At 39.1% G+C, this 25,283-nt stretch carries 25 protein-coding genes, 1 tRNA gene and 1 pseudogene; 12 read left to right on the forward strand and 15 right to left on the reverse strand.

The window, feature by feature from the left end; all coding sequences use genetic code 11:
• Positions 1–103: 103 nt before the first annotated feature.
• The gene (locus R5R67_RS16530; protein WP_001123235.1) at positions 104–487 is read right to left on the reverse strand and encodes a GNAT family N-acetyltransferase; all 384 of its coding nucleotides are present in this window, start codon (positions 485–487) and stop codon (positions 104–106) included.
• A 102-nt stretch (positions 488–589) separates the two neighbouring features.
• Here R5R67_RS16530 and hisB point away from each other — a divergent pair, with 102 nt between their 5' ends.
• The 5 genes from hisB (at position 590) to hisA (ending at position 4,056) form a co-directional block, all read left to right on the forward strand.
• Positions 590–1,183 (forward strand): imidazoleglycerol-phosphate dehydratase HisB, encoded by a 594-nt coding sequence (gene hisB / locus R5R67_RS16535; protein WP_000194096.1) that lies wholly within the window; start codon positions 590–592, stop codon positions 1,181–1,183.
• Complete coding sequence (gene hisH, locus R5R67_RS16540; RefSeq protein WP_000196732.1) at positions 1,183–1,800, forward strand: imidazole glycerol phosphate synthase subunit HisH; 618 nt, start codon at positions 1,183–1,185, stop codon at positions 1,798–1,800. Before hisB ends, hisH begins: the two co-directional genes overlap by 1 nt.
• Positions 1,801–1,953: 153 nt before the next feature.
• Positions 1,954–2,502: a DUF805 domain-containing protein gene (locus tag R5R67_RS16545; protein WP_001087823.1), complete on the forward strand. Its 549-nt coding sequence runs from the start codon at positions 1,954–1,956 to the stop codon at positions 2,500–2,502.
• Positions 2,503–2,588: 86 nt separating this feature from the next.
• A complete protein-coding gene (locus R5R67_RS16550) occupies positions 2,589–3,230 on the forward strand; it encodes a 3'-5' exonuclease (protein ID WP_001287551.1) in 642 nt (213 codons plus the stop codon).
• Positions 3,231–3,324: 94 nt separating this feature from the next.
• Entirely contained in the window at positions 3,325–4,056 is a 732-nt protein-coding gene (hisA, locus tag R5R67_RS16555; protein ID WP_000905538.1) for a 1-(5-phosphoribosyl)-5-[(5-phosphoribosylamino)methylideneamino]imidazole-4-carboxamide isomerase, read from the forward strand.
• Between the two features lie 67 nt (positions 4,057–4,123).
• On the opposite strand, the gene R5R67_RS16560 is transcribed toward hisA, so the two are convergent.
• A complete protein-coding gene (locus R5R67_RS16560; RefSeq protein WP_000083597.1) occupies positions 4,124–4,675 on the reverse strand; it encodes a helix-turn-helix domain-containing protein in 552 nt (183 codons plus the stop codon).
• A 98-nt stretch (positions 4,676–4,773) separates the two neighbouring features.
• Here R5R67_RS16560 and R5R67_RS16565 point away from each other — a divergent pair, with 98 nt between their 5' ends.
• The gene (locus R5R67_RS16565) at positions 4,774–5,676 is read left to right on the forward strand and encodes a DMT family transporter (RefSeq protein WP_000075482.1); all 903 of its coding nucleotides are present in this window, start codon (positions 4,774–4,776) and stop codon (positions 5,674–5,676) included.
• 32 nt (positions 5,677–5,708) lie between these two features.
• On the opposite strand, the gene R5R67_RS16570 is transcribed toward R5R67_RS16565, so the two are convergent.
• From R5R67_RS16570 to R5R67_RS16580, 3 genes are read right to left on the reverse strand one after another with little or no spacing between them, the layout of a single operon-like run.
• Entirely contained in the window at positions 5,709–6,104 is a 396-nt protein-coding gene (locus R5R67_RS16570; protein WP_001088855.1) for a DUF4870 family protein, read from the reverse strand.
• A 36-nt stretch (positions 6,105–6,140) separates the two neighbouring features.
• Complete coding sequence (locus tag R5R67_RS16575) at positions 6,141–6,770, reverse strand: DUF1294 domain-containing protein (RefSeq protein WP_001205593.1); 630 nt, start codon at positions 6,768–6,770, stop codon at positions 6,141–6,143.
• Positions 6,771–6,782: 12 nt separating this feature from the next.
• Positions 6,783–7,733, reverse strand: a complete 951-nt coding sequence (locus tag R5R67_RS16580) for a homoserine kinase (protein ID WP_000118179.1) — start codon at positions 7,731–7,733, stop codon at positions 6,783–6,785.
• 112 nt (positions 7,734–7,845) lie between these two features.
• Between R5R67_RS16580 and hisF the strand changes: the two genes are divergently transcribed.
• The gene (gene hisF, locus R5R67_RS16585) at positions 7,846–8,604 is read left to right on the forward strand and encodes an imidazole glycerol phosphate synthase subunit HisF (RefSeq protein ID WP_000880078.1); all 759 of its coding nucleotides are present in this window, start codon (positions 7,846–7,848) and stop codon (positions 8,602–8,604) included.
• 41 nt (positions 8,605–8,645) lie between these two features.
• Here hisF and R5R67_RS16590 read toward each other — a convergent pair whose 3' ends face one another.
• Positions 8,646–9,284: a hypothetical protein gene (locus tag R5R67_RS16590; protein WP_000911628.1), complete on the reverse strand. Its 639-nt coding sequence runs from the start codon at positions 9,282–9,284 to the stop codon at positions 8,646–8,648.
• A 109-nt stretch (positions 9,285–9,393) separates the two neighbouring features.
• On the opposite strand from R5R67_RS16590, the gene R5R67_RS16595 reads away from it, so the two are divergent.
• Positions 9,394–10,398, forward strand: coding sequence for an AraC family transcriptional regulator (locus tag R5R67_RS16595; RefSeq protein ID WP_001135877.1), 1,005 nt, complete (start codon positions 9,394–9,396; stop codon positions 10,396–10,398).
• Positions 10,399–10,530: 132 nt separating this feature from the next.
• On the forward strand, positions 10,531–11,220 hold the full coding sequence (gene aqpZ / locus R5R67_RS16600) for an aquaporin Z (RefSeq protein ID WP_001045983.1): 690 nt from the start codon (positions 10,531–10,533) through the stop codon (positions 11,218–11,220).
• Between the two features lie 249 nt (positions 11,221–11,469).
• Here aqpZ and R5R67_RS16605 read toward each other — a convergent pair whose 3' ends face one another.
• The 3 genes from R5R67_RS16605 to R5R67_RS16615 all read right to left on the reverse strand — a co-directional run bounded on the left by R5R67_RS16605 (position 11,470) and on the right by R5R67_RS16615 (position 13,533).
• Positions 11,470–11,712: a hypothetical protein gene (locus R5R67_RS16605; RefSeq protein ID WP_000476048.1), complete on the reverse strand. Its 243-nt coding sequence runs from the start codon at positions 11,710–11,712 to the stop codon at positions 11,470–11,472.
• A 45-nt stretch (positions 11,713–11,757) separates the two neighbouring features.
• On the reverse strand, positions 11,758–12,357 hold the full coding sequence (locus R5R67_RS16610) for a LysE family translocator (RefSeq protein ID WP_000458292.1): 600 nt from the start codon (positions 12,355–12,357) through the stop codon (positions 11,758–11,760).
• A 96-nt stretch (positions 12,358–12,453) separates the two neighbouring features.
• Positions 12,454–13,533 carry a DNA/RNA non-specific endonuclease gene (locus R5R67_RS16615; RefSeq protein WP_318755007.1) on the reverse strand — a complete coding sequence of 360 codons (1,080 nt, stop codon included), beginning with the start codon at positions 13,531–13,533 and terminating at the stop codon, positions 12,454–12,456.
• A 255-nt stretch (positions 13,534–13,788) separates the two neighbouring features.
• Between R5R67_RS16615 and R5R67_RS16620 the strand changes: the two genes are divergently transcribed.
• A complete protein-coding gene (locus R5R67_RS16620; protein ID WP_000581861.1) occupies positions 13,789–14,232 on the forward strand; it encodes a hypothetical protein in 444 nt (147 codons plus the stop codon).
• A 56-nt stretch (positions 14,233–14,288) separates the two neighbouring features.
• Here R5R67_RS16620 and R5R67_RS16625 read toward each other — a convergent pair whose 3' ends face one another.
• The gene (locus R5R67_RS16625; RefSeq protein ID WP_001181662.1) at positions 14,289–16,166 is read right to left on the reverse strand and encodes a potassium transporter Kup; all 1,878 of its coding nucleotides are present in this window, start codon (positions 16,164–16,166) and stop codon (positions 14,289–14,291) included.
• Positions 16,167–16,284: 118 nt separating this feature from the next.
• Between R5R67_RS16625 and R5R67_RS16630 the strand changes: the two genes are divergently transcribed.
• Both R5R67_RS16630 and R5R67_RS16635 read left to right on the forward strand, forming a co-directional pair.
• Positions 16,285–16,374, forward strand: a tRNA-Ser gene (locus tag R5R67_RS16630).
• Between the two features lie 182 nt (positions 16,375–16,556).
• Positions 16,557–17,720, forward strand: coding sequence for a tyrosine-type recombinase/integrase (locus R5R67_RS16635; protein WP_023013891.1), 1,164 nt, complete (start codon positions 16,557–16,559; stop codon positions 17,718–17,720).
• 312 nt (positions 17,721–18,032) lie between these two features.
• Here the strand turns inward: R5R67_RS16635 and R5R67_RS16640 are convergent, their stop codons facing one another.
• From R5R67_RS16640 to R5R67_RS16660, 5 genes and pseudogenes are all read right to left on the reverse strand, one after another.
• Positions 18,033–18,749 carry a hypothetical protein gene (locus tag R5R67_RS16640; protein ID WP_318755008.1) on the reverse strand — a complete coding sequence of 239 codons (717 nt, stop codon included), beginning with the start codon at positions 18,747–18,749 and terminating at the stop codon, positions 18,033–18,035.
• Between the two features lie 57 nt (positions 18,750–18,806).
• Positions 18,807–21,074 carry a DEAD/DEAH box helicase family protein gene (locus R5R67_RS16645; protein WP_318755009.1) on the reverse strand — a complete coding sequence of 756 codons (2,268 nt, stop codon included), beginning with the start codon at positions 21,072–21,074 and terminating at the stop codon, positions 18,807–18,809.
• Positions 21,074–22,759, reverse strand: coding sequence for a DUF262 domain-containing HNH endonuclease family protein (locus R5R67_RS16650; RefSeq protein ID WP_318755010.1), 1,686 nt, complete (start codon positions 22,757–22,759; stop codon positions 21,074–21,076). The genes R5R67_RS16645 and R5R67_RS16650 overlap by 1 nt, the downstream gene beginning before the upstream one ends.
• Before the next feature lie 11 nt (positions 22,760–22,770).
• Positions 22,771–24,726, reverse strand: coding sequence for a site-specific DNA-methyltransferase (locus tag R5R67_RS16655; protein ID WP_318755011.1), 1,956 nt, complete (start codon positions 24,724–24,726; stop codon positions 22,771–22,773).
• 11 nt (positions 24,727–24,737) lie between these two features.
• A pseudogene (locus R5R67_RS16660) lies at positions 24,738–25,283 on the reverse strand (site-specific DNA-methyltransferase); the annotation flags it as partial.

Below are 25,283 nucleotides of genomic sequence, written 5' to 3' on the forward strand. Positions count from 1 at the left end.
AGTGGGCGTATTAAACAATGTTTATAGGAGGACGTCAAGCAACTTCCGCATTTTTTGTAACAAGTGTTTAATTTTAAATCACAAGTGCCTCAAAAATAAGTTTTTAACTGTGCAATTTACCAATATGAGCTAAGCAGCGATGAATTGCACCACAACCTGGCTCAAAAATTTTAACGCCTTTTGCTTCTTCTATACGACAAGCTTCTTCAACTAGACGCTCTGCTACTCCGCGTCCACGATTTGCAGGGTGTACAACTATATACTCAAGCACTTTGCTTTCACCTTGTCCTGAACACCAGATTGCACCTATAATTTTGGTGTTAAATTCGGCAGTGTATAGCGTGGTATACTGTTGTAAATCTTGTTCAAGTTGTTCAATCGCATCGTGCCCGTCACCAAACTCCGGACTTGTGTCATACAGTCGCTCAAGCTGATCGCGGATCTCTGAATTATCTAGAGAACTATAAGCATGTACGGTAATAGGCATTGATTAACCCTCCTGAGCAAACTATGATGCTGTCACGAATTCGTCACAGCGAAATTGTCGTTAACATCCAATCATTTTTGACGTTTTTTGAGGAACGTGTCCATGACGCAACGTATCAGTGAAGTGGTTAGAAATACCAATGAAACCAAAATTCGAGTTCGTTTAAATCTCGATGGTACTGGTCAAGGCACACTAAACACCGGAGTTCCATTTTTAGACCATATGATTGATCAAATCAAGCGACATGGCTTATTTGATATCGATATTCATTGTGATGGAGACTTAGAGATTGATGATCACCATACCGTAGAAGACTGCGGTATCACGCTTGGACAAGCTTTTGCACAAGCTTTAGGTGATAAAAAAGGTTTACGTCGTTATGGGCATTTTTACGCGCCATTAGACGAAGCTTTATCTCGTGTGGTTGTAGATTTGTCTGGTCGTCCGGGTTTATTTATGGATATTCCATTTACTCGCGCGCGCATCGGTACCTTTGACGTAGATTTATTTTCCGAGTTTTTCCAAGGTTTCGTAAACCATGCGCTTATGACCTTACACATCGATAACTTGAAAGGTAAAAATAGCCACCATCAAATCGAGAGTGTATTTAAAGCACTAGCTCGTGCTTTACGTATGGCATGTGAAATTGATCCACGTGCTGAAAACACGATTGCATCGACAAAAGGTAGCCTCTAATGACACGTATCGCATTGCTTGATTATGGCATGGGTAATCTGCACTCAGCCGCTAAAGCACTTGAATATGTAGGTGCAACCGTCGATGTGACAAATGATCCAAAATTAATTGCACAAGCCGACAAAATTGTTTTCCCGGGTGTTGGGGCAATGCGTGACTGTATGCAAGGCATGCGTGAAGCAGGTATTGATGAAGTTGTACGCAAAGCAGCTTTTAATAAACCTGTTCTTGCAATTTGCGTAGGCATGCAGGCCCTACTACAAAGCTCAGAAGAAAACGGCGGTGTAGATGCCTTAGGTATTTTTGACGGGGTAGTAAAACACTTTCCTCAAATGGAAGGTTTAAAAGTCCCACACATGGGTTGGAATCAGGTTCACCAAATGGACCCAAGTCACCCGATGTGGAACAACATTGAACAAGATGCCCGCTTCTACTTTGTACACAGCTACTATGTTGAACCTAAAGATGAAAATCTTGTGGCTGCAACATGTGAGTATGGCGTGAACTTCTGCACAGCAATTCACAAAGATAATTTATTCGCGACTCAATTCCACCCAGAGAAAAGTCACACTGCTGGTTTGCAGTTACTGAAAAACTTTGTGGAATGGAATATTTAATTCAATTCAAAAACTAAAACAGATCAGGTCAAGATAGCCTGATCTGTTTTTTTATTTATAATAATAACCAATCATTTATAGAGTGATATTTTATTCAACAAAATATTGAATATTCATACTTTTAAATAAAATCAAATGATTAGGATAAACACAATGAATTCACCTTTTGAAAATCAACCACTTCAACAAGATTCACCGTTTAAGGCAAATGGTCGTTTTGGACGACTCTCTTATGCAGCTTGGACATTCTTATTTACGCTAGTCCTTGTTACCGCCATTCTACTTATTATGTTTACTTTTGGTTTTACAAACCCTGAAGGTACCCCAGACTTTTCTACACCTGGCTTAATCTGTATAGCAATTCTTTATATAGTCGGTATTTATATTAACTTCGTATTTACCATCCGCCGTTTGCATGACCGCAATAATACAGGGTGGCTCTCTTTACTGATGCTAGTACCGGTCGTGAATATTGGCCTTGCCATTTATTTATTCTGTGCAAAAGGAACTGAAGGTCCTAATGATTATGGACCTAAGCGTCCAACGCCAAGCTGGGAGCGTGTTTTAGGCTGGATTTATATTGTGCTTATTCCGCTTGCATTAATTTTTGGTGTTATTGCCGTAATTATGGCTCCAACCTATGAAGGTTATGTCGAGAAAAGCGAAAGTATTGTGATCGGTAGCCCATCTCAGTCTGAATAATTTTTAAAGATGCACATAAAGCCTAGTTCTCTAGGCTTTATTCATATATAAAGTGAATAGCCCTATTCATTTGTACGCTGTTAAATATGTCTGAAGCCTCTGCCCTTCTTGATAAAACTTCTATTCAGCAGCTCCCTCCTTTTGAAAATCTTAACCATCAAAATATTGTGGTGATTGAAAATGGCGAGCAATGCAAAACTATTGAAGAAGAATTAAAAGCAGCGACCTTTTTAGGATTTGATTCTGAATCTAAACCTACTTTTCAGGTAGGTGAAGTATCAACTGGCCCACATTTGATTCAGCTGGCTACAGAACACAAAGCCTATTTATTTCATGTCAATTTATCGACTTTAAAATTTTTACAGCCCATTTTGTCTAATCCAAAACAAATTAAAGTCGGGTTTGGGCTTAAAAATGATAAGCATATTTTTCACAAAAAAGGCATAGAGCTTGAAAGCTGCGTTGACCTTGCTAAAGGTTTTAGCCACTTTGGTTTTAAACAACAAATGGGTGTACAAAAAGCCGTAGCACTATTACTTGGTCAGTATCTTGCCAAGTCGAAGAAAGTCGGAACTTCAAATTGGGCGCGAAAACCGCTTACTTCACAACAAATCAGTTATGCAGCTGCTGACGCCTATGCTGCCCTATTGGTATTTCTCGAGCTTAAAAAACGAAAGGTATTACCAATACATATTTCTGAAAAAATTCAAACCGCACTTCAAGGGTAAAGTTATAAAAGTCTTTTCTAAGGCTTAGCGATTGATCAATACTTTGCTAAGATGTGCACAATTTCATAAACATGATGAAGCAAGGAGCGAAAGCATGCTAATCATTCCAGCAATTGACCTGAAAGATGGTAAATGTGTGCGTTTAAAACAAGGGCGTATGGAAGACGATACCGTTTTCTCTGACGATCCGGTTGCAACTGCCCAGCATTGGGTAAATGAAGGCGCACGACGTTTGCATTTGGTCGATTTGAATGGTGCTTTCGCAGGTACGCCTATTCATAAACCTGTTGTTGAAGCAATTGCAAAAGCTCAGCCAGAATTACCAATTCAAATTGGTGGCGGTATCCGCTCATTAGAAACCATTGAACACTATTTAGAAGCTGGCGTGACTTTTGTCATTATCGGTACTAAAGCCGTTCAAGAGCCTGAATTTGTAGAAGAAGCTTGTAAACGTTTTGCAGGCCACATCATTGTCGGTATTGATGCCATGAATGGCATGGTTGCAACTGACGGCTGGGCAAACGTTACTGATGTGAAAGCAACTGATTTAGCAAAACGCTTTGCAGATGCAGGCGTGTCTAGCATTGTTTACACGGACATTGCGCGTGACGGCATGATGCAAGGTGTAAATGTTGAGCAGACTGTAAACTTGGCTCAATACTCAGGCTTACCAGTCATTGCGTCAGGTGGTGTAACCAACCTTGATGACGTTCGTAACTTAAAAGGCCAACCGGGCATTTTAGGCGCAATCACAGGCCGTGCAATTTATGAAGGTACTTTAAACCTTCGTGAAGCTCAGCTTTTGTTAGATGAAAACCGTCTTTAATTTTTAAAATGTAAAAAAGAGCCTGATTAGGCTCTTTTTTATTGCTGATATGAAAATATATTTCGAATCAATAAACCACATTACGAATAAATTTAAGTACTTGGCTACCGCTATTGATATAAGTATAAGTCACTGAACTAGCAAAAATAAAAGATGAACCAGCAGCAATGGTTTTTGAGCTGTCTGTAAATTGTATGGTCAATTCGCCTTCTAACACATAAATCAGTTCTTGCCATCCTTCGGCATCGGCTTCAGCAACATAAGACTCCCCAACAGCCAAAGACCATGTCCAAAGTTCAACTTGAGAACGGGAAGGAACTGAAGCAAGAAAAGTTGCTTTGCTTTCTTCCTTTTCACCTTGCCAAGCGAGTGCATTAACCAAAGCTTGTTCTTTATGCTCAGGTGCACTCACAATCGTTCTAAAGTCTACACCTAACACTGCCGCAATCGCATCGAGTTTAGCTAAGCTAATGTTGACTTGGCCTGTTTCCAAAGCAGCAATGGTACGTCTACTTACACCTGCGCGATCAGCCAAGTCCTGTTGGCTTAAACTGCGCTCATCTCTTAATGAACGGATATTTGTGCCTACATGTTGTAAAACGCTACTCGACTGGCTCATAAAATAGATGAATAAAGAAAATTTGAGCAATATATTGCACAAAACAGAAGAATAGCGCAATATGTGCAGTATATTGCACAATTCCCTTTAGTTTGAGTATGTCACCAACTTATCTGAGTTCAAGCAAAGTTCCTCAATTAGCTCTCATTTTGATTACGGTCATTTGGGGTGGAACATTTCTTACTGTGCAGTACGCACTGAATTTTTCATCACCTATGTTTTTTGTCGGCTGCCGTTTTGCCGTAGCTGCCTTAACGCTATTACTTATTTCATTAAAGAGCATGAAAGGCATTACATTAAAAGACTTGGGCGCTGGCAGTGTAATTGGCCTTGTCATTGCAGCTGGCTATGGCACGCAGACAATCGGCCTGCAAACTATTCCAAGTAGTGAATCAGCTTTTTTAACGGCGCTTTATGTTCCGCTTGTTCCTATTTTAATGTGGCTCATATTTAGAAAAACTCCACATATCATGACTTGGGTGGGAGCAGCTCTTGCTTTTACTGGCCTTGTTTTATTGACGGGTAATGGTTTTAAGCAAATTTCCTTAAGTTTTGGACAGCTTTTAACAGTGCTCGGCGCCTTTGCGATTGCCTTAGAAATTATTTTTATTAGCTACTTTGCTGGAAAGGTAAATTTGCGTCGCGTCACCATTATTCAACTTGGTGTCGCCTCTCTACTTTCTTTTGCCATTATGCCTATAGTAGGTGAACATACAATTCCAGCATTTTCATGGCCTCTAATACTGATTGCTGTCGCATTAGGTTTAGCGAGTGCACTCATTCAATTTGTAATGAACTGGGCTCAACGTGTGGTTGATCCTTCACGTGCTGCAATTATCTATGCAGGCGAACCTGTTTGGGCAGGCATTATTGGTCGAATTGCAGGTGAGCGTTTACCAGTTATTGCCCTTTTTGGGGGTGCTTTAGTGGTGTTAGGTGTTTTAGTCAGTGAGTTAAAAATTAAGCTGCCGATTAAGAAAAACAAAAGAGTCCGAGAATAAAAAAGAGAGCTTAACGCTCTCTTTTTTATTTATTAAGGTTGATACATCGGACGGTTATCATTTAGCGCAATCAAGCCGCGAATTGCACGGTATACAATCCAGATCCATGCTGCCGCGATAACACCCACACAGAACACAGTCGATGAGATAGCAACACCTGCAAATAGATCGGTATTTTCACCCGTGAAGAACAAGAAAATAAACGGCAAAAAGGCAATAATATTCCAAGCCAAGTACCACCAGAATGTTCTGATTTGCCATGTAAAGTGGCTCGCAAAAATTGAACCCTGTACATCGGAACGTTTTACATAGTTAATAATTAAAGCAATAATCGCAAGTAAGCCGCCCGTAAAAATGGCAACAATATAAAGTACATATAAAATAAGTGTTAAAGTACGATTTGGATCTTGGTCGATAGAACTATTCATTTTTATACCTCTCAAGTTTAATAAAACAATTTACTTTTATGATCCCCGCAAAACGTTTAAAGGAGAAATTAGCCACAAAATCAAAAGTAAATGAAAGAATATGGTACAAAAATAAATCTTACGAAATGGTTGTTTTTGTGTTTTATGTCTCAGTTTTTGTTGTGCCCACCACGCAGCTGGCCATCCCCCTAAGAAACTGACAATGTGCAAAGTCTGCTCAGGAACACGGCGATTGCCCAATTGCGCTGCTTCTTTATCTTGTGAATATAGCCAGTAACTCAACACATTCATCATTAAGACAAACAATAAGGTATAAGCCGGCAAAATATGAATAATACTCATAATGCCCATTAAAACGAAATAAAACACAATCCCCATTTGCATAGCAGACCATGGGCTGGCCTGAAAAGAAGATTGTGTTTTTGCAGGTTTTAAAGCCTTACGGGTTTGAGATGCCTTTAAATAAGTGACCTGCTGAGCACGAAAACGGCCTCTTTCATCAAGGATTACCAGATATTCCAGTGCACAGCCAATAATTGGCCGAGGTCCAGGGCGTGCAAAATCTTTGATATGCAAAAAGACTCGCTCTTTTTCAGCATCATCCGGCTGAATAAAGCCATAACCCTTTTCGTCGAACCATTCGACTAAACGCCCCTGATCTCGCATCTTTATTCCCTTTTATGCTTTTACATGGCTTAAACGGTCTTGCATCATTGCTCGCATTTCTTGCGGGTCTTTTTGCAAGATGTCATCGCCGGTACGCCCTTCTTCTTTATTTTTTTGAGCAACTTGTAAACGCATTGACCAAAAACGGCAAGCCGCCATTGCCAAGAATACATCTAAACATTCAAGTTCATCTGAAGTCAGCGCACGAATTTTTTGGTATGCCTCTAAATAAGCGTCTACTTTGTCTGAGTTTAAATGCGCTGCTGGATATTCGGTACAAAAATCATTAATGGTAATCGCAATATCAAACAGCAACTCATCTTGATTTAACTCGTAAAAGTCTAGAATACCTTGTAGTTGCTCGCCTTCAAACAAAGTATTGTCACGGAACAAATCTGAGTGAATAAAACCTGTCGGTCGATTTGAATACTGCGCTGTTTTCGCATTAAAGGCTTGATAAACCTGCTCAAGTAACGTTTGGTCATCTTGAGTCATATTTGGTTTAAGCTGCTCAGCAACACCTGTCCAATATTGATGATCACGGCGATATTCGCGTTCAAGCGGAAAATCTTGTAAAGCTACATGTAGCTTCGCCTGTGCATCTGCAATTGCAGCAACTTGGGCTACTGTAGTTTGCATGGGATGGTGTCCCATTAAACGTGGTGCAATTTGTGCAGGCTTACCCGCAATAAAATGAACCGCTTGGCCGCTGTGCTTTAATGGCACGGCAACGGGTACATCATGAGTACCTAACTGCTCAAGTACAGGAATAAGTTCGCCTGCACCTTGTGCATCTAGCTCTTCAAATACGGTGAGTACATATTGTTTGCGGTTTACATCAACAAGAAAATAATTGGTGTTTTGAATACCTCCCTGAATTGGGTTCAGCTCCAACACCTCTAATCCATAAGGTGCAGCAAAGGTGCGAACTTCATCTAAACTCAACGGGGTATAAACCGACATGGAAAACCTGCAAAAAACATCTGTGAAGTTTGATAGAATACCTCTTCCCTCCATGAAGGTGTAGCGCCTGTGTAGGAACTTTCACCAACGGCGATTATTTTTGGAAAAAGCTATGCTTGCTAAACGTATTATTCCTTGCCTAGACGTTGATAACGGACGCGTAGTTAAAGGCGTTCAATTCCTCGATATTCGTGATGCAGGCGACCCTGTTGAAGTGGCACGTCGCTATAACGAACAAGGTGCAGACGAAATTACTTTCTTAGACATTACCGCTACACATCATGGACGCGATACCACTTACCGTACTGTTGAACGTATGGCCGAGACTGTATTTGTGCCTTTAACTGTCGGTGGTGGTGTACGTAAGGTTGAAGATATTCGCGCGTTATTAAATGCAGGTGCAGACAAAGTGAGTATTAACTCGGCTGCTGTGTTTAACCCTGAATTTGTTCAAGAAGCTTCTCAGCACTTTGGCGCACAATGTATTGTGGTTGCGATCGATGCCAAAAAAACTGGCGACAATAAATGGGAAATCTTTACTCACGGTGGCCGTAAACCAACGGGTATTGATGCCATTGAATGGGCTGTAAAAATGGCTGACTACGGTGCGGGTGAGTTACTCATTACCAGTATGGATGCCGATGGTACTAAAGCAGGTTACGATATTGCGTTAATGCGTGCTATTAATGACCGCGTGACTATTCCAACGATCGCATCAGGCGGTGTAGGTAACTTACAACACCTTGCAGATGGTATTTTACAAGGTGGTGCAGATGCCGTATTGGCAGCAAGTATTTTCCACTTTGGCCAATATACGATTCCAGAAGCTAAACAATATTTGGCTGAACAAGGTATCGAAATGCGCTTGTAAGTTTATTTATATTTAAAGGGGCAAGATGCCCCTTTAATTTTTTATGCAGCACCTTCTATCGCATTTACATCACTAACGAGTTTAGGCTGTTCTTTTTTCTCGACCCATTTTGCTGGAAAGATTTTTTCTACAGCTTGAGAGAGTGGCCTAGCAAGCGCAGTAGGTAACCGTATCCCCAAAGGATTTTGTTCTTTTAAATCTGCCGAAGACACCACACGTGTTCCCATCACATAGTCAAACCAAGGTTTGGTCACACACCAATTAGCATCTTGATTAGAGTTCATATGGTGGTCGTAATGCCACGGAATTTTACGCTTTGCCCAGTCAGGCTCTAAATGTGCACGGCGATGAATATAATAATAGTTTCCTGCACTGTACCAAGCTGCAAGTGCCATGCCTTTTGAAAACGGGTAGAAAATTGCACTTGAAACGGTTGCCACCACGGCAAGTGAAATTAACTCATTTTTAGTTCGCCAGTTTCCAACGCCCTCAACATAACAATCATCATGAAACTGTTGTTTACGGACTTCACGATGGTGTGCCCAATGCGACTCCATACTTTTCGGCACTGGGCTATAGCGCGGTTGTCCGGCACGGTGTACACCATGCAAAATATATTTGTGTGCCACCCATTCAAATGCATTCGCAACTGCAATTCCGGCAATAAACCCTTTTAACATCACCTAACTCCTTTTTCTTTTTATTCAGCATATAAAATTCGTTATGCTAGGTATTGACCAGAATTTATGGTTTCATTGATAAATCACGACAAGAAAGAGGTGGTTAGGGATGCCACAACTAAAAAATTATACAGGCTCGGTATATGGAGGACTGGGGCATCTTTTAAAAGCTTATTGCGAAGCCAATGGGTTAGCTATTCCTGAACAATTAGAACAAATCCAAAATCTGGAACGCTTTGACTATGTGGTTTGGCGTGACCTATTAGAAGTGATTTATAAACTAGACCCGAAGCCGGGATTAGGGCTAGAAATTGCCAAATATGTACAACCCAAACATTTAGGCATTATTGCCTACCTTGCTCTCTCTTGCGATAACTTAGGTGAAGCCTTAATTCGTTACCATGACTTTCACCGTCTAATTTATGACGGGAGTCCATTAGTGGTTGAGCTACAAGGGAGATATGGTTCTATTCGCTGGGAAGCGACTGAGCTACACCCTACCCAGCTTACCGATGAAATCGCAATTGCCTTGGTGATTCAGTTCTTACGTCTTTTTATGTCTCACGAAGATGTACAGTTATATGAAGTGCGCTTTTTAAATGCAGCCCCTAAAAATATCAGAGTTTATGAGCAGTACTTTCAATGTCCCGTTCGTTTTAGCCAGCCCCGTACAGAGTTACTTATACCCATTACCGAAATTCACAAGCCGCTTAGCAGCGCAGACCACACATTACAGCAACTATTGGTTCAGCAGGCCCAAGCACTTTTAGAACAGTTACCCAATTCAACCCAACTCGATCAGCGTTTGCAGCATTCAATTTTGACTGGTCTGCAAAAGAATCAGTATCAAATTGAATATATTGCAGCTCAATTAGGCCTATCGGTTCGACAGCTCCAAAGGCACTTACAACAGCAGAACACCACCTTTCAGGAACGTGTTCAGCAAGTACGCTTTATGCTGGCAACCGAGTATTTAAAAGATCCGCATTTAAGCCTACAAGAGATTGCGCTTTTACTTTGTTATTCAGAACAAAGTGCCTTTCAAAGAGCATTTAAACATTGGACCAAGCAAACACCACAGCAGTGGAGAGATCAATTTTTAAACAAAGAATAACCAACCAAAACTTACAAATCTTTTCTTGATTAAAACAACACTGAAAACAAAAATTTCATATAGTCACATGCTTAATTTTTTGTGACGTATTTCACATTAATTAAAAAATAGATCAATAGATGAGTAATCACAATGAATAAATATTTTGCTGAATTCCTAGGTACGTTTTGGCTAGTCTTTGGTGGTTGTGGTAGCGCAGTTTTAGCCGCAGCTTTCCCTGAACTTGGTATTGGCTTTGCAGGTGTAGCCCTTGCCTTTGGTTTAACCGTACTCACAGGTGCTTATGCTCTAGGGCATATCTCAGGTGGACATTTCAATCCCGCGGTAAGTGTTGGCCTTTGGGTCGGTGGCCGCTTCGATGTTAAAGATTTAATTCCGTATATTGTTGCGCAAGTGATTGGTGCGACCGCTGCTGCATTTGTTCTTTATATTATTGCTCAAGGACAAGCAGGCTTTAGTGGTGTTGGCGGGTTTGCGACCAATGGTTTTGGTGACTTATCACCAAATAAATTTGGTTTAGGTTCTGCTTTCATTATTGAAGTGGTTCTTACTGCTTTCTTCTTAATCATTATTTTAGGAGCAACTGACCGCCGTGCGCCTGCTGGCTTCGCTCCTATCGCGATTGGTTTAGGCTTAACACTCATTCACTTAATCAGTATTCCAGTTACGAACACTTCGGTAAACCCTGCACGTAGTACAGGTGTTGCGTTCTTTGCTGAAACGGCTGCTTTAAGTCAGTTGTGGTTGTTCTGGGTAGCACCGATTTTAGGGGCTGTGATTGGGGCGATTATTTATAAGGTAGTTGCTGGGGACAAAGATTAACACGACGGAGTCCTGCTTCATAAAATCGAATGTAATCAGCTAATTCTCATTACTTTTGTTTCGGCAAAAGTAACCAAAACCATTGCCATTCACAAAACCTGTTCTCTGGGATCATTTATCTGATCCCACACAGTAACAATCCTGATCTTAAAATGGGCAGGTTGTGAATGGCTTTATCACGAATCAGATTTCACGCATTATTCAATAACCATAGAACTTTGATTAGACCAAACTCTATGAATGAATCATTTACAAAAACGGATTATTAATTTCTTGTTCAGCTGGACGTTCAATTTTCTCAGGCAATTCTTCTTTTTCCAAAGCTGCAACTACATCATTTAAAAAACTCTGCAATGCCTTTGCCTGCTCTAACCCGACTTTGTCTTTGGTAATTTGCAAATTGCCGTAAATGCTGATGCAATCGACATCATTTTCTAATGTTAAATCTTCAATTGAAGAAGACTCAGTACCCTTTTCAAATGGCTTAAACATAGCTCTTGTCTCGTTGTTATATCTTCACAGTGTAATACGACCAATTTAAAAAAAATCAATCAAAATTAAAAGTGCCGACAAAATTAAGAAAGCGCCCATTAGGATATTAAAATATTTCAAACGGTTGCCCTGATTCAGTACCACTGAAAATTTATCGCCACATAGTCCCCAAAAGAACAAACATGCGTAGCAAGTGAAAAAATAAATAACGATAAAGATCGGCAACGACTGCGGGTTTTCAATGCTAGTAAACATGGTAATACCCGACACACAAGCCAACCATGCTTTTGGGTTAAGCCACTGTAATAAGAAACCATCTTTAAAATTGGGAATAAGCATGTGCTCTACAGGTGCACTTGAAATTGAAATATTGGCAGCAGAAAGAATAATTTTTATGCCGATATAGCAAACAAAGAGCGTTCCACAAACTGCAAGAATTTTTAAGACAACTGGAAACTGAGTTAATACACTTTGAAGGCCAAAGGCCATAAAAATCAAAAGCAAGGTAAAGCCAATGGTGGCACCTGAAATATAGGGAAGTGATCTTTTTAAACCATGATTTAAGCTGGTCGATAAAATAACTGTATTGACGGGGCCAGGTGTAATCGACATTGCAAAAGAAAAAAGAAACATCGAGGCAAACATTGTTATTATCCTTATTCGAATAAATAGATGAACAGACAGATCTGTCTGTTCATCTTCTTGTATCGATTCAGGCTTCACAACAGTGCTAGAAGCGTCTTATTTCATTATCTGCAAGAAATAGTTCACCAAGGCTTCAACCAATTGTTTCACAATGGCATTTCTAGTTTCTTCATCAATACTTGGAACTTTTGCTTCCATCGGTTCAGAAGAACCTATTTTTTGCTTTTTAAACTGATCTTGTAACGCTTGAATTTGTTCTGCGCTTAGATCTTGTTCGCACTGGCTTTCACCATCCCAATGCAAATAGTCGAGCTTTTGGTTGGGTTTAACTTGGCTAGCAGTCAACGGTAAGCGATAAACGTTACGTTTTTGCTGCTCGGTTAACTGTGGAAATAAGTTAATACCAAGCTTTTCTTCTATATAACAAACACTCACTACCTTCACTTGCTGCGAGTTATTATTAGGTGCGTAGTAAGCCCCAATAGCGCCAGTTTTTGGCATATACACCGCTTTATAAACTGCGGTTGGTACAATCACACCCTGCCCAATCGTTTTGAGACGTTTACCCTCAAAAACAGGTCCTGTCACGACATATACATCTTGTTTTTGCTTGGTGACAATGGCACGGGTTGCTTCTTCAAGTTTACGCCAGACTTCTTGGTTATTTTTAGGTGCTTGCGGCACCATGTTGCTGAGCGAGAAACTATCAAACTGTGATTCTTTATTTGGCATATCGCCATTCGGTGCCATATGACCACGGTCATACCCTGAACCACGGTAGTCACTTAAAAGTGCCCGATGCTTTTGAGGAACACGTGTTTCTTCATGAAAGTTATCTTCACGTTTAATTTTGACACTTAAACGTTCTGCATCTAAATGCTCGGCTGACCATAATGGTGTTTTAGAAATACCTGAATAGAGGACATTAAAACCGTTAAAGCACAGCGGATAGCTGTCTTTTTTTAAGCTTTCTTTATTTAAAGCAGGCGGAACTTCTCGATAAAACTGGTTAAGACAAGTCGAGTTAGTACTTAAAGGCGAAAACCACTGCGAAATCTTTTCACTGCCGAAAGCAATTGCAAAGCTTCCGGCTGCAATACAAGCAAGAATAATCTTGCCAAAATGCTCACTTAGAGAAAATGAATTTGTACCTTTACTACGTTTTTTACTTGCCATATTTCTATCAATACCACTGTCCACACGCAGCTTAACAATCCTGCTTTTTTAAGTATATCGCTTATCTTTCAAATGGTTAAAACGTGGTCATCTTTTTTGTAACTCTAATCGGTTTTACGTAACAGTCTGTTGGCATTATGAGAGCCTTTGGCTATTGAATTGCGCCAATTGCGTATCTTTCGTTGAAATGCACTTATGGCTTATGACATGGTTAGCTCCACAAATTTGGATAAAAATATAATCGGAGTCCATTTAATGATCCATTCAAAGATTATTGGTATTGGCGTAATCACAGGATTGTGTAGTATGGCTGCTTTGGCTGAACCAGCAGTCCAGCCAGGTGATACTTTAGAAAGCTTATCTAAAGTAAAAGTGACTACAACCGTCAACGGCCAACCAGGTTCTATTAGCGATTTGGTCAATAGCGGACAAGTACAGCAAGTTTCTGCTGCACCAACAAGCGCAGCGCCTACCGGTGCTCCTATTCCGGCAGATGTTCCACCAGCACCTCCAGCGGGCGGTGAAATGGCTCCTCCAGCTGCACCAACTGATGCAGTGCCACCTGCACCGAATCAAGCGGCTCCAGCGCCACAAGATCCGAACACTCCACCGCCAGCTGCTAACCCGAACCAATCAGCAGACCCAATGGCAAAAGATGGTGCTTTACCAGCAGATGCACCTATGCAACAAGCTCAATAATCCGAGCCATAAAAAAAACCAAGACTTATGTCTTGGTTTTTTTATTACATCAATTTTTATATTTCGATTTGACTACCTAACTCAACCACACGGTTGGTTGGAATCTGGTAGAAGTCACTCACCGGACTAGTATTACGCTGCATAGAGATAAACAGTTTTTCTCTCCATGGAGACATACCATCGCCCACCGAATGAACAATACGATCACGGGAAATGAAGAAGCTGATGTGCATCAAGTCATATTCAAGACCGAGCTGGTCATAGGCTTGCATCAGTGCTTTTGGTACATTCATTTCATCTTTAAAACCGTAGAAGATTTTAATACGGAAGAAATGTTCAGCTAAGGTTTCTGTCGTAATACGCTCTTCTGGCGCAACGAATGGTACATCTTCAATCACTACAGTGACCAAGATATTACGCTGATGCAGTACCTTGTTGTGCTTGATGTTATGCAGCATGGCATGTGGCACAACGTTCGGAGTACCTGTCATAAATACAGCATCGCCCGGCACCCAGTGCACGCTATTACCAATACTTTTCACAAACAAATCTAGAGCCAAAGTGTCATGTTCAAGCTTAGCAAAAGTAAGCTCACGACCACGTTTCCATGTCATTAAAATGGTCACGGCAATCGCACCAATGAGTAATGGCACCCAACCGCCCGACAAGATTTTAAGTGAAGTTGCACCGACCAATACCGACTCTAAAACAAAGAATGGAATAATCAGGAGCAGCACTTTTGGCAGGCTCCACTTCCAAGCCGAGTAAATAAATACCGCAACCAAAATCGTGTCACAGAGCATCGTCAAAGTCACAGCTAAGCCATACGCACTTGCAAGGTTTGAACTGCTTTTGAAGATCAAGATTAAGATAATAATTGCGATTAAAAGTAACCAGTTTAAGAAAGGAATATAAATCTGGCCTTCTTCAGACTCAGACGTATGTTTAATACTTAAACGTGGTAAATAACCCAATTGAATCGCTTGGCGCGCAAGAGAAAACACCCCAGAAATTACAGCTTGAGAGGCAATGACAGTTGCCATGGTTGCCATGATAATCATTGGGTACAAGGCCCACTGCGGCACCAGTAAATAGAACGGGTTTTCAATTGCCGCTGGGTCTCTGAGTAATAACGCGCCCTGTCCTGCGTAGTTTAAAACCAAGCATGGCAATACCACAAAGAACCACGCCAGACGAATCGGAACTGGTCCGAAATGTCCCATATCGGCATATAGCGCTTCACCACCAGTCACTGTTAACACCACAGCACCCATCACAAAAAATGTCATGATCGGATGGTGATAGATAAACTGGATCGCCCAATGCGGACTAAACATGCCTAGTACCACAGGTGTTTGGATGACACTGTGAATACCCAAGATTCCTAAAGATAAGAACCACACAAGCGTAATTGGACCAAAAAACTTACCTACAAACGCCGTACCGTGCTTTTGCACCAAAAACAGCGTGACGATAATGGCAATTGCAATAGGCATAATGAACGGGTCAAACACATCGGTTGCAATAGACAACCCTTCGACCGCAGACAATACCGAAATGGCTGGGGTAATAATGCCGTCACCAAAGAACAGTGATGCCCCTATAAAGCCTATCGCAATCATGTAGATTTTTTTGTTGTCGGCAATTTTCGCTTTACGCAAATTCAACGCGAGTAAGGCCATAATACCGCCTTCACCATTGTTGTCTGCACGCATCACGATTGCGACATACTTGATGCTAATAATCAGCATTAAGCACCAAAAAATAATGGATAAAATTCCTAATACGTTTTCAGGCTGAATTCCCAACCCATGCGCTGCATGGAAGGACTCTTTCAAGGCATAGAGCGGACTTGTTCCGATGTCTCCAAAGACCACTCCAAGAGCTGCCAAAGCCGTGGCAGGCAAGGTCGCTTTTTTGGCCGTATTTTGCATTGTGTAATTAAACCAATATGATTTTTAGCGCAATCTTATCACCTCTATTATTTTTTTTCTGTAAAGCTCGTCTTAAATCTTGGCAGGACTCGTTTTTTTAGTTACTATCGCACGCCTTGGTGAGGTGTCCGAGTGGCTGAAGGAGCACGCCTGGAAAGTGTGTATACGTTTACGCGTATCGAGGGTTCGAATCCCTCTCTCACCGCCAAATTTAATTTCTATGATGTCTCATAGAGTCTTAAAAGCTTAAATCTAAAAGGTTTAGGCTTTTTTTATTGCCTTATACTATTCGATGAGATCTATTGTAATCCCCTATAACGTGGGGGATAATTGGGGGACTATTTAAAATCAACAATAATCATCCCCCAATATATAAGGATAACATCCTAAATGCTTACTGATGCGCAAGTTAGAAAGATCAAACCAATTGATAAGAAAAAACGCTATTCAGATGAAAAAGGGCTTTATTTAGAAGTTACACCATCAGGTGGACGTTTCTGGCGGTTAAAATATCGATTTAATGGACGTGAAAGCACTTTAACAATAGGAAGCTATCCTGAAATTTCTCTCGCTCAGGCTCGACGTGTCCGTGATGAGGCACGAATACAACTTTATAATAATATCGACCCTAACGCCGCAAAAAATCAACGTCTCGATAAAACTGATAAAAACAAGCTTTTCAAAGTTCTAGCAATGGAATGGATGCAAGATCGTAAAGATGCGATCACCGAAGGCACTTACTTACGGGATTTATCTGTTTTTGAGAAAGATCTGTTCCCTGCTTTAGGTGATATGCCAATTGATCAAATTAAGGGAAAGGACGTATTAGCTTGCGCGAAAAAAATTGAAGAGCGTGGTGCATTAGAAATGGCAAAACGCTCTATTCCTTTAACTGGCCGAATTTTTCGCTATGCGATCCGTAAAGGTATTATTGAGAATGATCCAACCCCACACCTACAAGAGGCATTAAAGCCACGTAAAGTAAAACATATGGCTCGTTTGGATATCTCTGAGTTTCCACCTTTTTTAGAGCGTATGGATCGTTATCACGGTAGTATCTTGGTTAAAACAGCACTACAACTAATGACATTAACATTTGTGAGAACTGCTGAACTGATCAATATGGAGTGGAATGAGATTGATTTTGATAATCATTTATGGCGTATTCCAGCATACAAAATGAAAATGGCATTACCTCATATTGTTCCTTTATCAAGACAAGCCGTTGAGCTAATAGAAGGTCTTCGACCAATTACAGGTAACAAGCAATTCGTTTTTTACAACCATAGTAAAGCCAAACCTTTAAGCAATAATGCTCTCTTAAGTGCAATTCGAACTATGGGATATATGGGAAAAATGACTGGGCATGGATTTCGAGGACTTGCGTCTACAACCTTACATGAACAAGGTTATATGCATGATGCGATTGAAATTCAATTAGCCCACACCGTTGGGAACTCAGTTTCTCAAGCTTACAACCATGCACAGCATGTAGATTATCGAAGAAAGATGATGCAGGAATGGGCGGACTTTATTGATGGGTTAAGGGAATAAAAGATATTATCTCTAATAATTTTCACAAAATTGTGATTATTAGATTATCTAACTTTGAATAGCTACCAATTCTGTAGATACTTTATGTTTTTCTTGAGCTGCTCAGAATCACTAGACAATTGGCTCGTATTTTAATACCAATCGAATACATTAATAAGGCAAGATGTGCAATGCCACGGTATAGAATTTAGCTCAAATTTAACCTGACTGTTTGGAACAAATAACTGTACCTATCTGACTAAATTTGAGCTACTAATGAGTTGGAGGTTTTAGATATATTTAAAAAACGTGTCCTTAGCTACGATTTTTCCATTACCCAATATACGACATGAAACCATCCACATCCTTGGCTTTTATATACTCAGCAGGTTTCTCTACATCTGCTGCTAATGCGGCAAAATGTTGTTCACCACATTTTATCTTAGCCCCTTCCTGATGACGTAAATCATCCCACCATGTACTAGATTTTGTTTCTACAACGAAAAATAGCTTTTCCTCTCCTTCATCATCAACAACAATTGCCCAATCAGGGTTATATGTACCTAACGGTGTTGGCACCTTAAACCAAGAAGGTAGTTTTGCATAAATTTTGATCTTTTCATTTTTCTCTAAATCAAGTGCAAAATTTTGCTCAACTCCCGCTGAATCATATATGACATGGGTGTAAACAGATTTCTGTGCTTCGATCATATCTTTTAGATATCCGCTTAGCTCAGTCTGCTCAAACAATTCTTGCGCGTAATAGTGATCATTACCTACTTTCGTATATTTTATACCATCTACCAAAGCCAATCTTTTAGTTCTAATAATTGCTTCAGCACAATAATCCATAAACTGCTGTGGATTTCGCTTAAAGTCTTCTAAACGTTTGCTATCTTTCAGGATACGTACAATACTTTTACGAGTGAGCTGCGTTCTATCCTGCAAATCAGTCAAAATATCTGGCAACTCAATATTTGTTTCATTCACTGTCGTGAAACCCGATTTTGATGTCTCATTCGCCAGTACTCCACCTTTGCTAATTTCCAACTCTGCTTTTCTAAATTGAGCCCTTGTCTTAGTGATAGGTGGACAAGCAAAGATTGCCTATGCGCAGTCTTTGATTAATTTCTCATTATCAAAATCAACTCTATATGTTGTTTTAAATTTGATTCGATCCCAAAGTTCCTTAAAGTCTTCTGAATCTAAAATTGCTTTTCTAGTGGCTATAGGTGTACGTTCATCTGCATTTTTAACATCTAAACGACCCGCAAGTTTTTTAAGTAACTTTGTAATTCCTGTACCAATCTCTTTGGATTGTAGCTCTCCATAATTCGTTTTAAAGCTTTCAAGAATTTCATCACTTAATTTAAAAGTATCCTCTTTCAAATGTTTTCTTAATAAATCTTGGATTTTTCCTTTACTGTCAATGAACTCAGAACTCTTCAAGAAATCCCAAATAGTTTCTGAATCTTCAACTCCGAGTAATATAACTTCACCCGCTGCATTAACTGTTTGAATCGTAGCAAATTGATGTGTTTCCACAACTCCAAAGCGTATACCTGTATCTGCCTCAATTTCACGCTGTAGATTTTCAGCAAATTGCTCATAGCTTTCCGTTGCGATTACTGTCAGCGTATTGATGCCATAATCACGACCTCTAATACGAGTACCGCTCTGATCGACACAAAGTCTTAGACCCCGACCAATCGTTTGTCTACGCTCACGCTCCGTTCCCATATCTCGTAAGGTACAAATTTGGAATACGTTTGGATTATCCCAACCTTCTTTCAACGCTGAGTGAGAAAAAATAAATTTTAGCTTTGTACCAAAGCTTAGTAATTCCTCTTTTTTTCTCATGATTAAATTATATGCACGTTCCGAATCCTCTCTACCAGCCTGATTATTTTCAGCAGTATTAACTGATCTTCCTTTTCTATCAATTGAGAAATAACCATCATGTACTTCCGTGGCATCTGTACTGATATCAATTTCGTTAAACAAACTACTAAATTTAGGTGACTTTGCGAGCTTTTGATATTCCTCCTCAAACATCAAGGCATATTTACCTTTGACAATATTCCCACTCTCATCGTATTGACGATAATGCTCAACACTATCAATAAAGAATAAGCTTAATACTTTGATCTTTTGACCATTCGCAGCAAAGCGAAATTCTTTTTCAAAATGTTCTTGGATGGTACGACGAATCATTAATCGTTTCTGATCATCAGGATCTAAGCCACCAATGTTTTCACCTGGGGTTAAAACACGGTCATAGCCCGCACCTTTGACTTCAATAGACTCATGCTTACCGCATGTAATTGTACCAATCTGCATATTTGCATAGATTGCACGACTCGTGATTTGCTCTAAATCATCACCATCTTCAACCGTTAATACTTCACGTCTTATATTTTTGCCACGCTGAACATCAAGCTCAACCTTTGCAGTAATAGAGCCTTTCGAGTTTTTGGTTGATTCGAGTTTGATATATGGTTTGTTATAACCGCTATCAACTTCTAATGATGCAACTTCAATCTGCTTAACCAAGCCTTTTTCATACGCATCCACAGCATCCAGACGATACACCATATTAAATTTATCAACATGTGTCGCTGAATAACGTAAAGTGCATAGCGGATTCATCGTATCCAACGCTTTTTTACCAGCGCCATTTAAGCCCCCATCAACACTTTGTGGTTCATCAACGATAATGATTGGATGTGTTGCCTGAATAAAATCAATTGGCTTTTCATCGTTAAAATCTTCGCTTGGCTTATATAAGTTGTTAATGTCTTTTTTGTTGATTGCACCAACTGTGGTGACCATGATTTGAATATTAGAGCTCGTGGCAAAGTTTCTTACTTGACCAGGTTTGTTAGAATCATAAAGGAAGTATTCATAGCCTTTAGCTTTAGGATATAAACCTTCAAAATGTTCTTGTGTGATCTGTAAGGTTTTATAGACACCCTCTTTAATGGCAACCGAAGGCACAACTATGATAAATTTGGTGAAACCATATTCTTTGTTCAACTCAAATATGGTACGTAAATAAACATATGTCTTTCCTGTACCTGTTTCCATCTCTACGGTAAAATCATTATTCCCTAGACTTTCAACTGGTTTGAGCCCATTTTTAAGTTGAATGCTTTTAAGATTGTCTGCAATCTCTTCATCTAGTAAAAGCTTCCTGTTTCCAATACCAAGCTGGGTATCTTCAAATAATGCCAAGTTCAAATCATCATTATTACGGTAAGTTACAGAGAATTCACTACGTGTAATTTCCTGTCCTTTAAATAAATTAACTACCGCATCAATTGCTGTAAGTTGATAATCTAAATTATCTTCAAAATGTAATTTAATCGTCGCCATTATAGCCCCCAATTTTCCTTAAATACGTTAAGCAGAGCTTCCTGTCTTTTTTGAATGACGTCTTGCGTCCATTTGGGCTCATTGAGTACTTGAGTTGTTAAAATATAAGATGACACGGCTTTAGAACCGGCAAAATAAGCTGTTTTTTTCTTCCCAAAATTATAATTTTGAGCTTTAGAATTACGACGCTTATTTAATGGAACTAAATTAGCCAATTTATGAGTCCACGCTTTTCTAACATTCTCATCTGGCCATAACTCTGCCCACTCACTTCCAACGTTCACTGTTTGAGGAAGGACATGCTCAATTGTTAAAATTGATGAATCATAGGTCGCTGCACCATCTGATAGAAATGAATCTAGTCTCAAAATAATGTGATTACGACGTCGAGCCGTTAAGCTATAAATATCACTCTGAAGTACATTCAACATTTGAATTTTTTCATCATTACTCAATTCGACTGTATTTATAGGTGACTCTAAGGAATGTTCTTGTTCTAATGCAAGCAGAACTAATTTATAACGCTCAATTCGCTCATTAATATTCAAACCACAGATATGCATATAAGCAGCAAGTCGCTCTAACTTCTCGAAGAACCACAGCATATATTCTGAATCACTCTTATACTGAATCACAAACTGAATTGCTGCTGGCACCCAATCTGAGTTATCAATTCGGTTCAACCACTTCAGGTAATTATTTACCTTTTCAGCATTAGCGGTTGCGGTATATGAGCTTGTTTTTACAATATCATAAGCATCTACATGAGGCTCTAATACTTGATCTACAAATACTTTTGGATCTGTAATGATGGATAATACATAACCTTTAAATTCTTCTAGAAGATTACGTTTTGCTTTTTCTTTAGAAAAAATCATGCGTATATGACTAAACAGATTATTAAAATCTTCTCGTCCGATACTTTCCTCTAAATCTTCCCATTTTTTACTATATAGCTCTTGATCAGCTAATGCAGCTAATGCCCCAATCACATCAGCCTTAATAATATCCGTTGGCTGTAAATCTAGGCCACGGCTATTCATCACAGAAAATACCCTGAAGGCAGTATTCTGACTTGGTGTTGTGACAGCTACAATAAAACATCTTTGGACTAAGAAAATAATAAAAGCTTCTAACTGTTGAGAATTATGCTCAAAAGCAGTTTTGACTTTGTCATACAGCACTTTACTATTTTGCTTGATATGCACCTTGGCTTCATTTTCTAATTGTTCATTATCAAGTTTGAATAACTCATCGAACCTTAACTCTTGAACATATTTCTTAAAAAATTCTTTATCTCGCTCACGTAAGGTTAGACGAGGCTGAGGATTAATCCCTTGGAATCGTTTACCAGGTTCAAAAATATACTCATATAGCTCACCATGAACCCCTTTAGGATCTAGAGCAGCAAATACAGAAAATAATATTGTAAGAGTTGTTAAGCGTTGCTGACCATCAATCACTTCAGCGTAAGGTTTGCCTTCTTGCTTAATTAAAACAATACTACCTAAAAAATACTCATCTTCTTTTTCGGTTTGAAAGAAGTTATAGAGATCATCAAAAAGTACTGAAGCATGTTGTTCTTCCCACGTATAAGGACGTTGGTAAGATGGTATTACGTACTGGAAATCTGAACTAAAGATTTTGGCTAGAGGGTACTCTGCACCACTAATTTTTTTACTCATGGTGTTTCCCCTTATAGACTACGTACATGCTTTAAGCCATTCTGTTCTAAAAAAGCCGCGAGATTGGTTTTTACAACATCATTTTGGAATGCGCTGTCTTTAAAGAAAATATGCGTGTCATTGGCTGGTGCCAGTTCTTTATGCCACTCAATGATTGCTAACGTAATGGAATCAAGGTCTGAACTCAAAATTGAGTTATCCAAGCAAGCAAATACAGCTCCATAACCAATGCTATAGATAGTTTTTGAATTAATTTCGCGCTTTTCGATTGGTGTTGCTAAATCAATACCCCGTTTAAGCAGTAGCTCATAAAGGACATCCAATTCTGTACGACCGCTGATAAGATGATCTTCATTTAAATCTAAAGTATTTTCTAAATCGTATGCATGTACATTCCACGGCTGAATATTTGATTGTGCTAACTTAAAGATTCTAAAACCCTTATTTATAACAGACTCATTCCATTGTAATGAAACTCTCTTGATACGCTCTTTACTTATATCTGCAATTGTTCTAAATCCTTGTTTATATTCTTGAGAATTAACATTGAGAATTTCTGGCAGCTGCACACAAATAAATCTCGCTGTTTTATCCATTTCATTGGAGTAATCTAAAACAGCATGTCCTGTTGTACCAGAACCAGCAAAAAAATCTAAAACTATTTCATTATCCTTTACTGAACATAAATTCATTAGATATTTAACTAGCATACTAGGTTTAGGAAAATCGAATGGAATATCCAATTTTTTCAACTCTGACGAAGCATGTCTACTTTCAAACTTAGCTAAAATATTTCCTGGTACTTGCCCCTCTTCCAACCTGTCATTTAACCAAATTTTATAGTAAATATTCCATTTAGCAGGCTCACCATTTCTATCCACCAAAGAAGTTTGCTCACTTTGGATAAATTCAATATTTCCTGCTAATTTCTCTTCAGAGTATCTTTTATAAGTCCATCTCCATACTCCATCACCATCCATTGGAGTTACTTGCTCTCCCTCTGAATTTTTTTCAGGAAATGTCTTACCAGGGGGAATAACAAGTGTCCCATCGGGACACTCTATGAAGTATCGCTGGTTAGCTCTTTTATCAAGCATTGCTTGATATAAACCCATAGAACGATATTTCTCTCCAGCTCTTGATCCATCTATCTGCGTTTTTGTATAAACTTTATCAATAACATTTTGACTCAATTCCTCTCTAAATGAGTTTAATTCATTAATGTTCTTCGCATAACAAAGAATATAATCTACACATGGTGAAAAATGTATCCCCTTTTGTCCACCCGTTTTGACTACTCGCGAACAAACCGTAATAAAATTTTCCTCTCCAAAAATTTCATCACAAATTGTTTTAAGATTTCCTAGCTCATCTTCACCAATAGAGATAAATATTGCACCATTCTTACTTAGTAATTGCTTAGCCAAAAGTAATCTTGGATAGATCATAGTTAACCAATTTGCATGCTTTCTGCCTTTTATTTCAATATCTGATGTATTACTTAACCCTTCATCATTAATTTGACCAGTTAATAGTAGATAATTATTTAAACTATTTTTAAAGTCATCATTATAAATAAACTCATTACCTGTGTTGTAAGGTGGATCGATATAGATCATTTTAACTTTATTGGCATAGCTCTTTTGCAGAAGTTTTAATACTTCTAAGTTATCACCTTCAATAAATAGGTTTTGTGTAGTATCCCAATCCACACTTTCTTCAGGACATGGCAAAAGCGTTCCCATTGAAGGAGTAAAAGCATTATGTCTTGCTTTTTTCTTACCGTGCCAATTTAGACCGAACTTTTCCTCACCTTCTTCAAGGACACCTAAATCCCCAAAAACTTGGCGAAACACATCAAAATTAACTTTCCCATCTCGTACAAGTTCAGGAAACAACTGTTGCAGTGCTTCAATATTTTCTTGTTGAATATCTAAAGACTGACCGTCTTGCAAAGTAACTTTCACAGAAATTTTCCTTATAAACTACGTACGTGGTCTAAACCATTTTGTTGAAGAATCGCGGCTAAATTTGTTTTAACCACATCATTTTCAAATGCACTATCACGGAAGAAAATGTGTGGCTTGTTGCCTGGAGCTAGCTCTTGATACCAATCAATAATTTCTTTAGCAAGATGCTCTACATCGCTTTCTAAAATAGTTTTATCTAAACAAGCGAATACTGCACCATAGCCAATGCTGTAAATTGTTTTTGAAGCAACTTGGTGCTGTTCAATTGGTGTAGCGAGATCAATACCACGTTTAAGAAGTAGTTCGTACAAAATATCTTGTTCTGTACGCCCGTCTATTAAGTGATTTTCACTTTCTAAAAGTGTAGCCTCTAAATCAGTCGGATCAGGATTCCAAGGTTGGATATTGGATTGAGCGAGTTTAAATACTTTAAAGCCTAGGTCTAATACCTGATCTGCATAAGTTTCTTCTAGTTTGTCTTTAACTAACTTCAATCTTAATTTAGTAATTTCACATATATTCAGTGGAAGAGAACACTCATTTAAATATCTGAT

Source organism: Acinetobacter sp. OYA S30 (genome assembly GCF_033599315.1).
GTDB classification, from domain to species: domain Bacteria; phylum Pseudomonadota; class Gammaproteobacteria; order Pseudomonadales; family Moraxellaceae; genus Acinetobacter; species Acinetobacter baumannii.

Coding starts and splice junctions, on each gene's coding strand:
- R5R67_RS16650 (WP_318755010.1), bottom strand. CDS start 22,759: ATGAGTAAAAAAATTAGTGGTGCAGAGTACCCTCTAGCCAAAATCTTT.
- aqpZ (WP_001045983.1), top strand. CDS start 10,531: ATGAATAAATATTTTGCTGAATTCCTAGGTACGTTTTGGCTAGTCTTT.
- R5R67_RS16645 (WP_318755009.1), bottom strand. CDS start 21,074: ATGGCGACGATTAAATTACATTTTGAAGATAATTTAGATTATCAACTT.
- R5R67_RS16610 (WP_000458292.1), bottom strand. CDS start 12,357: ATGTTTGCCTCGATGTTTCTTTTTTCTTTTGCAATGTCGATTACACCT.
- hisF (WP_000880078.1), top strand. CDS start 7,846: ATGCTTGCTAAACGTATTATTCCTTGCCTAGACGTTGATAACGGACGC.
- hisH (WP_000196732.1), top strand. CDS start 1,183: ATGACACGTATCGCATTGCTTGATTATGGCATGGGTAATCTGCACTCA.
- hisB (WP_000194096.1), top strand. CDS start 590: ATGACGCAACGTATCAGTGAAGTGGTTAGAAATACCAATGAAACCAAA.
- R5R67_RS16615 (WP_318755007.1), bottom strand. CDS start 13,533: ATGGCAAGTAAAAAACGTAGTAAAGGTACAAATTCATTTTCTCTAAGT.
- R5R67_RS16625 (WP_001181662.1), bottom strand. CDS start 16,166: ATGCAAAATACGGCCAAAAAAGCGACCTTGCCTGCCACGGCTTTGGCA.
- R5R67_RS16595 (WP_001135877.1), top strand. CDS start 9,394: ATGCCACAACTAAAAAATTATACAGGCTCGGTATATGGAGGACTGGGG.
- R5R67_RS16560 (WP_000083597.1), bottom strand. CDS start 4,675: ATGAGCCAGTCGAGTAGCGTTTTACAACATGTAGGCACAAATATCCGT.
- R5R67_RS16545 (WP_001087823.1), top strand. CDS start 1,954: ATGAATTCACCTTTTGAAAATCAACCACTTCAACAAGATTCACCGTTT.
- R5R67_RS16635 (WP_023013891.1), top strand. CDS start 16,557: ATGCTTACTGATGCGCAAGTTAGAAAGATCAAACCAATTGATAAGAAA.
- R5R67_RS16565 (WP_000075482.1), top strand. CDS start 4,774: ATGTCACCAACTTATCTGAGTTCAAGCAAAGTTCCTCAATTAGCTCTC.
- R5R67_RS16580 (WP_000118179.1), bottom strand. CDS start 7,733: ATGTCGGTTTATACCCCGTTGAGTTTAGATGAAGTTCGCACCTTTGCT.
- R5R67_RS16530 (WP_001123235.1), bottom strand. CDS start 487: ATGCCTATTACCGTACATGCTTATAGTTCTCTAGATAATTCAGAGATC.
- hisA (WP_000905538.1), top strand. CDS start 3,325: ATGCTAATCATTCCAGCAATTGACCTGAAAGATGGTAAATGTGTGCGT.
- R5R67_RS16590 (WP_000911628.1), bottom strand. CDS start 9,284: ATGTTAAAAGGGTTTATTGCCGGAATTGCAGTTGCGAATGCATTTGAA.
- R5R67_RS16570 (WP_001088855.1), bottom strand. CDS start 6,104: ATGAATAGTTCTATCGACCAAGATCCAAATCGTACTTTAACACTTATT.
- R5R67_RS16575 (WP_001205593.1), bottom strand. CDS start 6,770: ATGCGAGATCAGGGGCGTTTAGTCGAATGGTTCGACGAAAAGGGTTAT.
- R5R67_RS16620 (WP_000581861.1), top strand. CDS start 13,789: ATGATCCATTCAAAGATTATTGGTATTGGCGTAATCACAGGATTGTGT.
- R5R67_RS16550 (WP_001287551.1), top strand. CDS start 2,589: ATGTCTGAAGCCTCTGCCCTTCTTGATAAAACTTCTATTCAGCAGCTC.
- R5R67_RS16605 (WP_000476048.1), bottom strand. CDS start 11,712: ATGTTTAAGCCATTTGAAAAGGGTACTGAGTCTTCTTCAATTGAAGAT.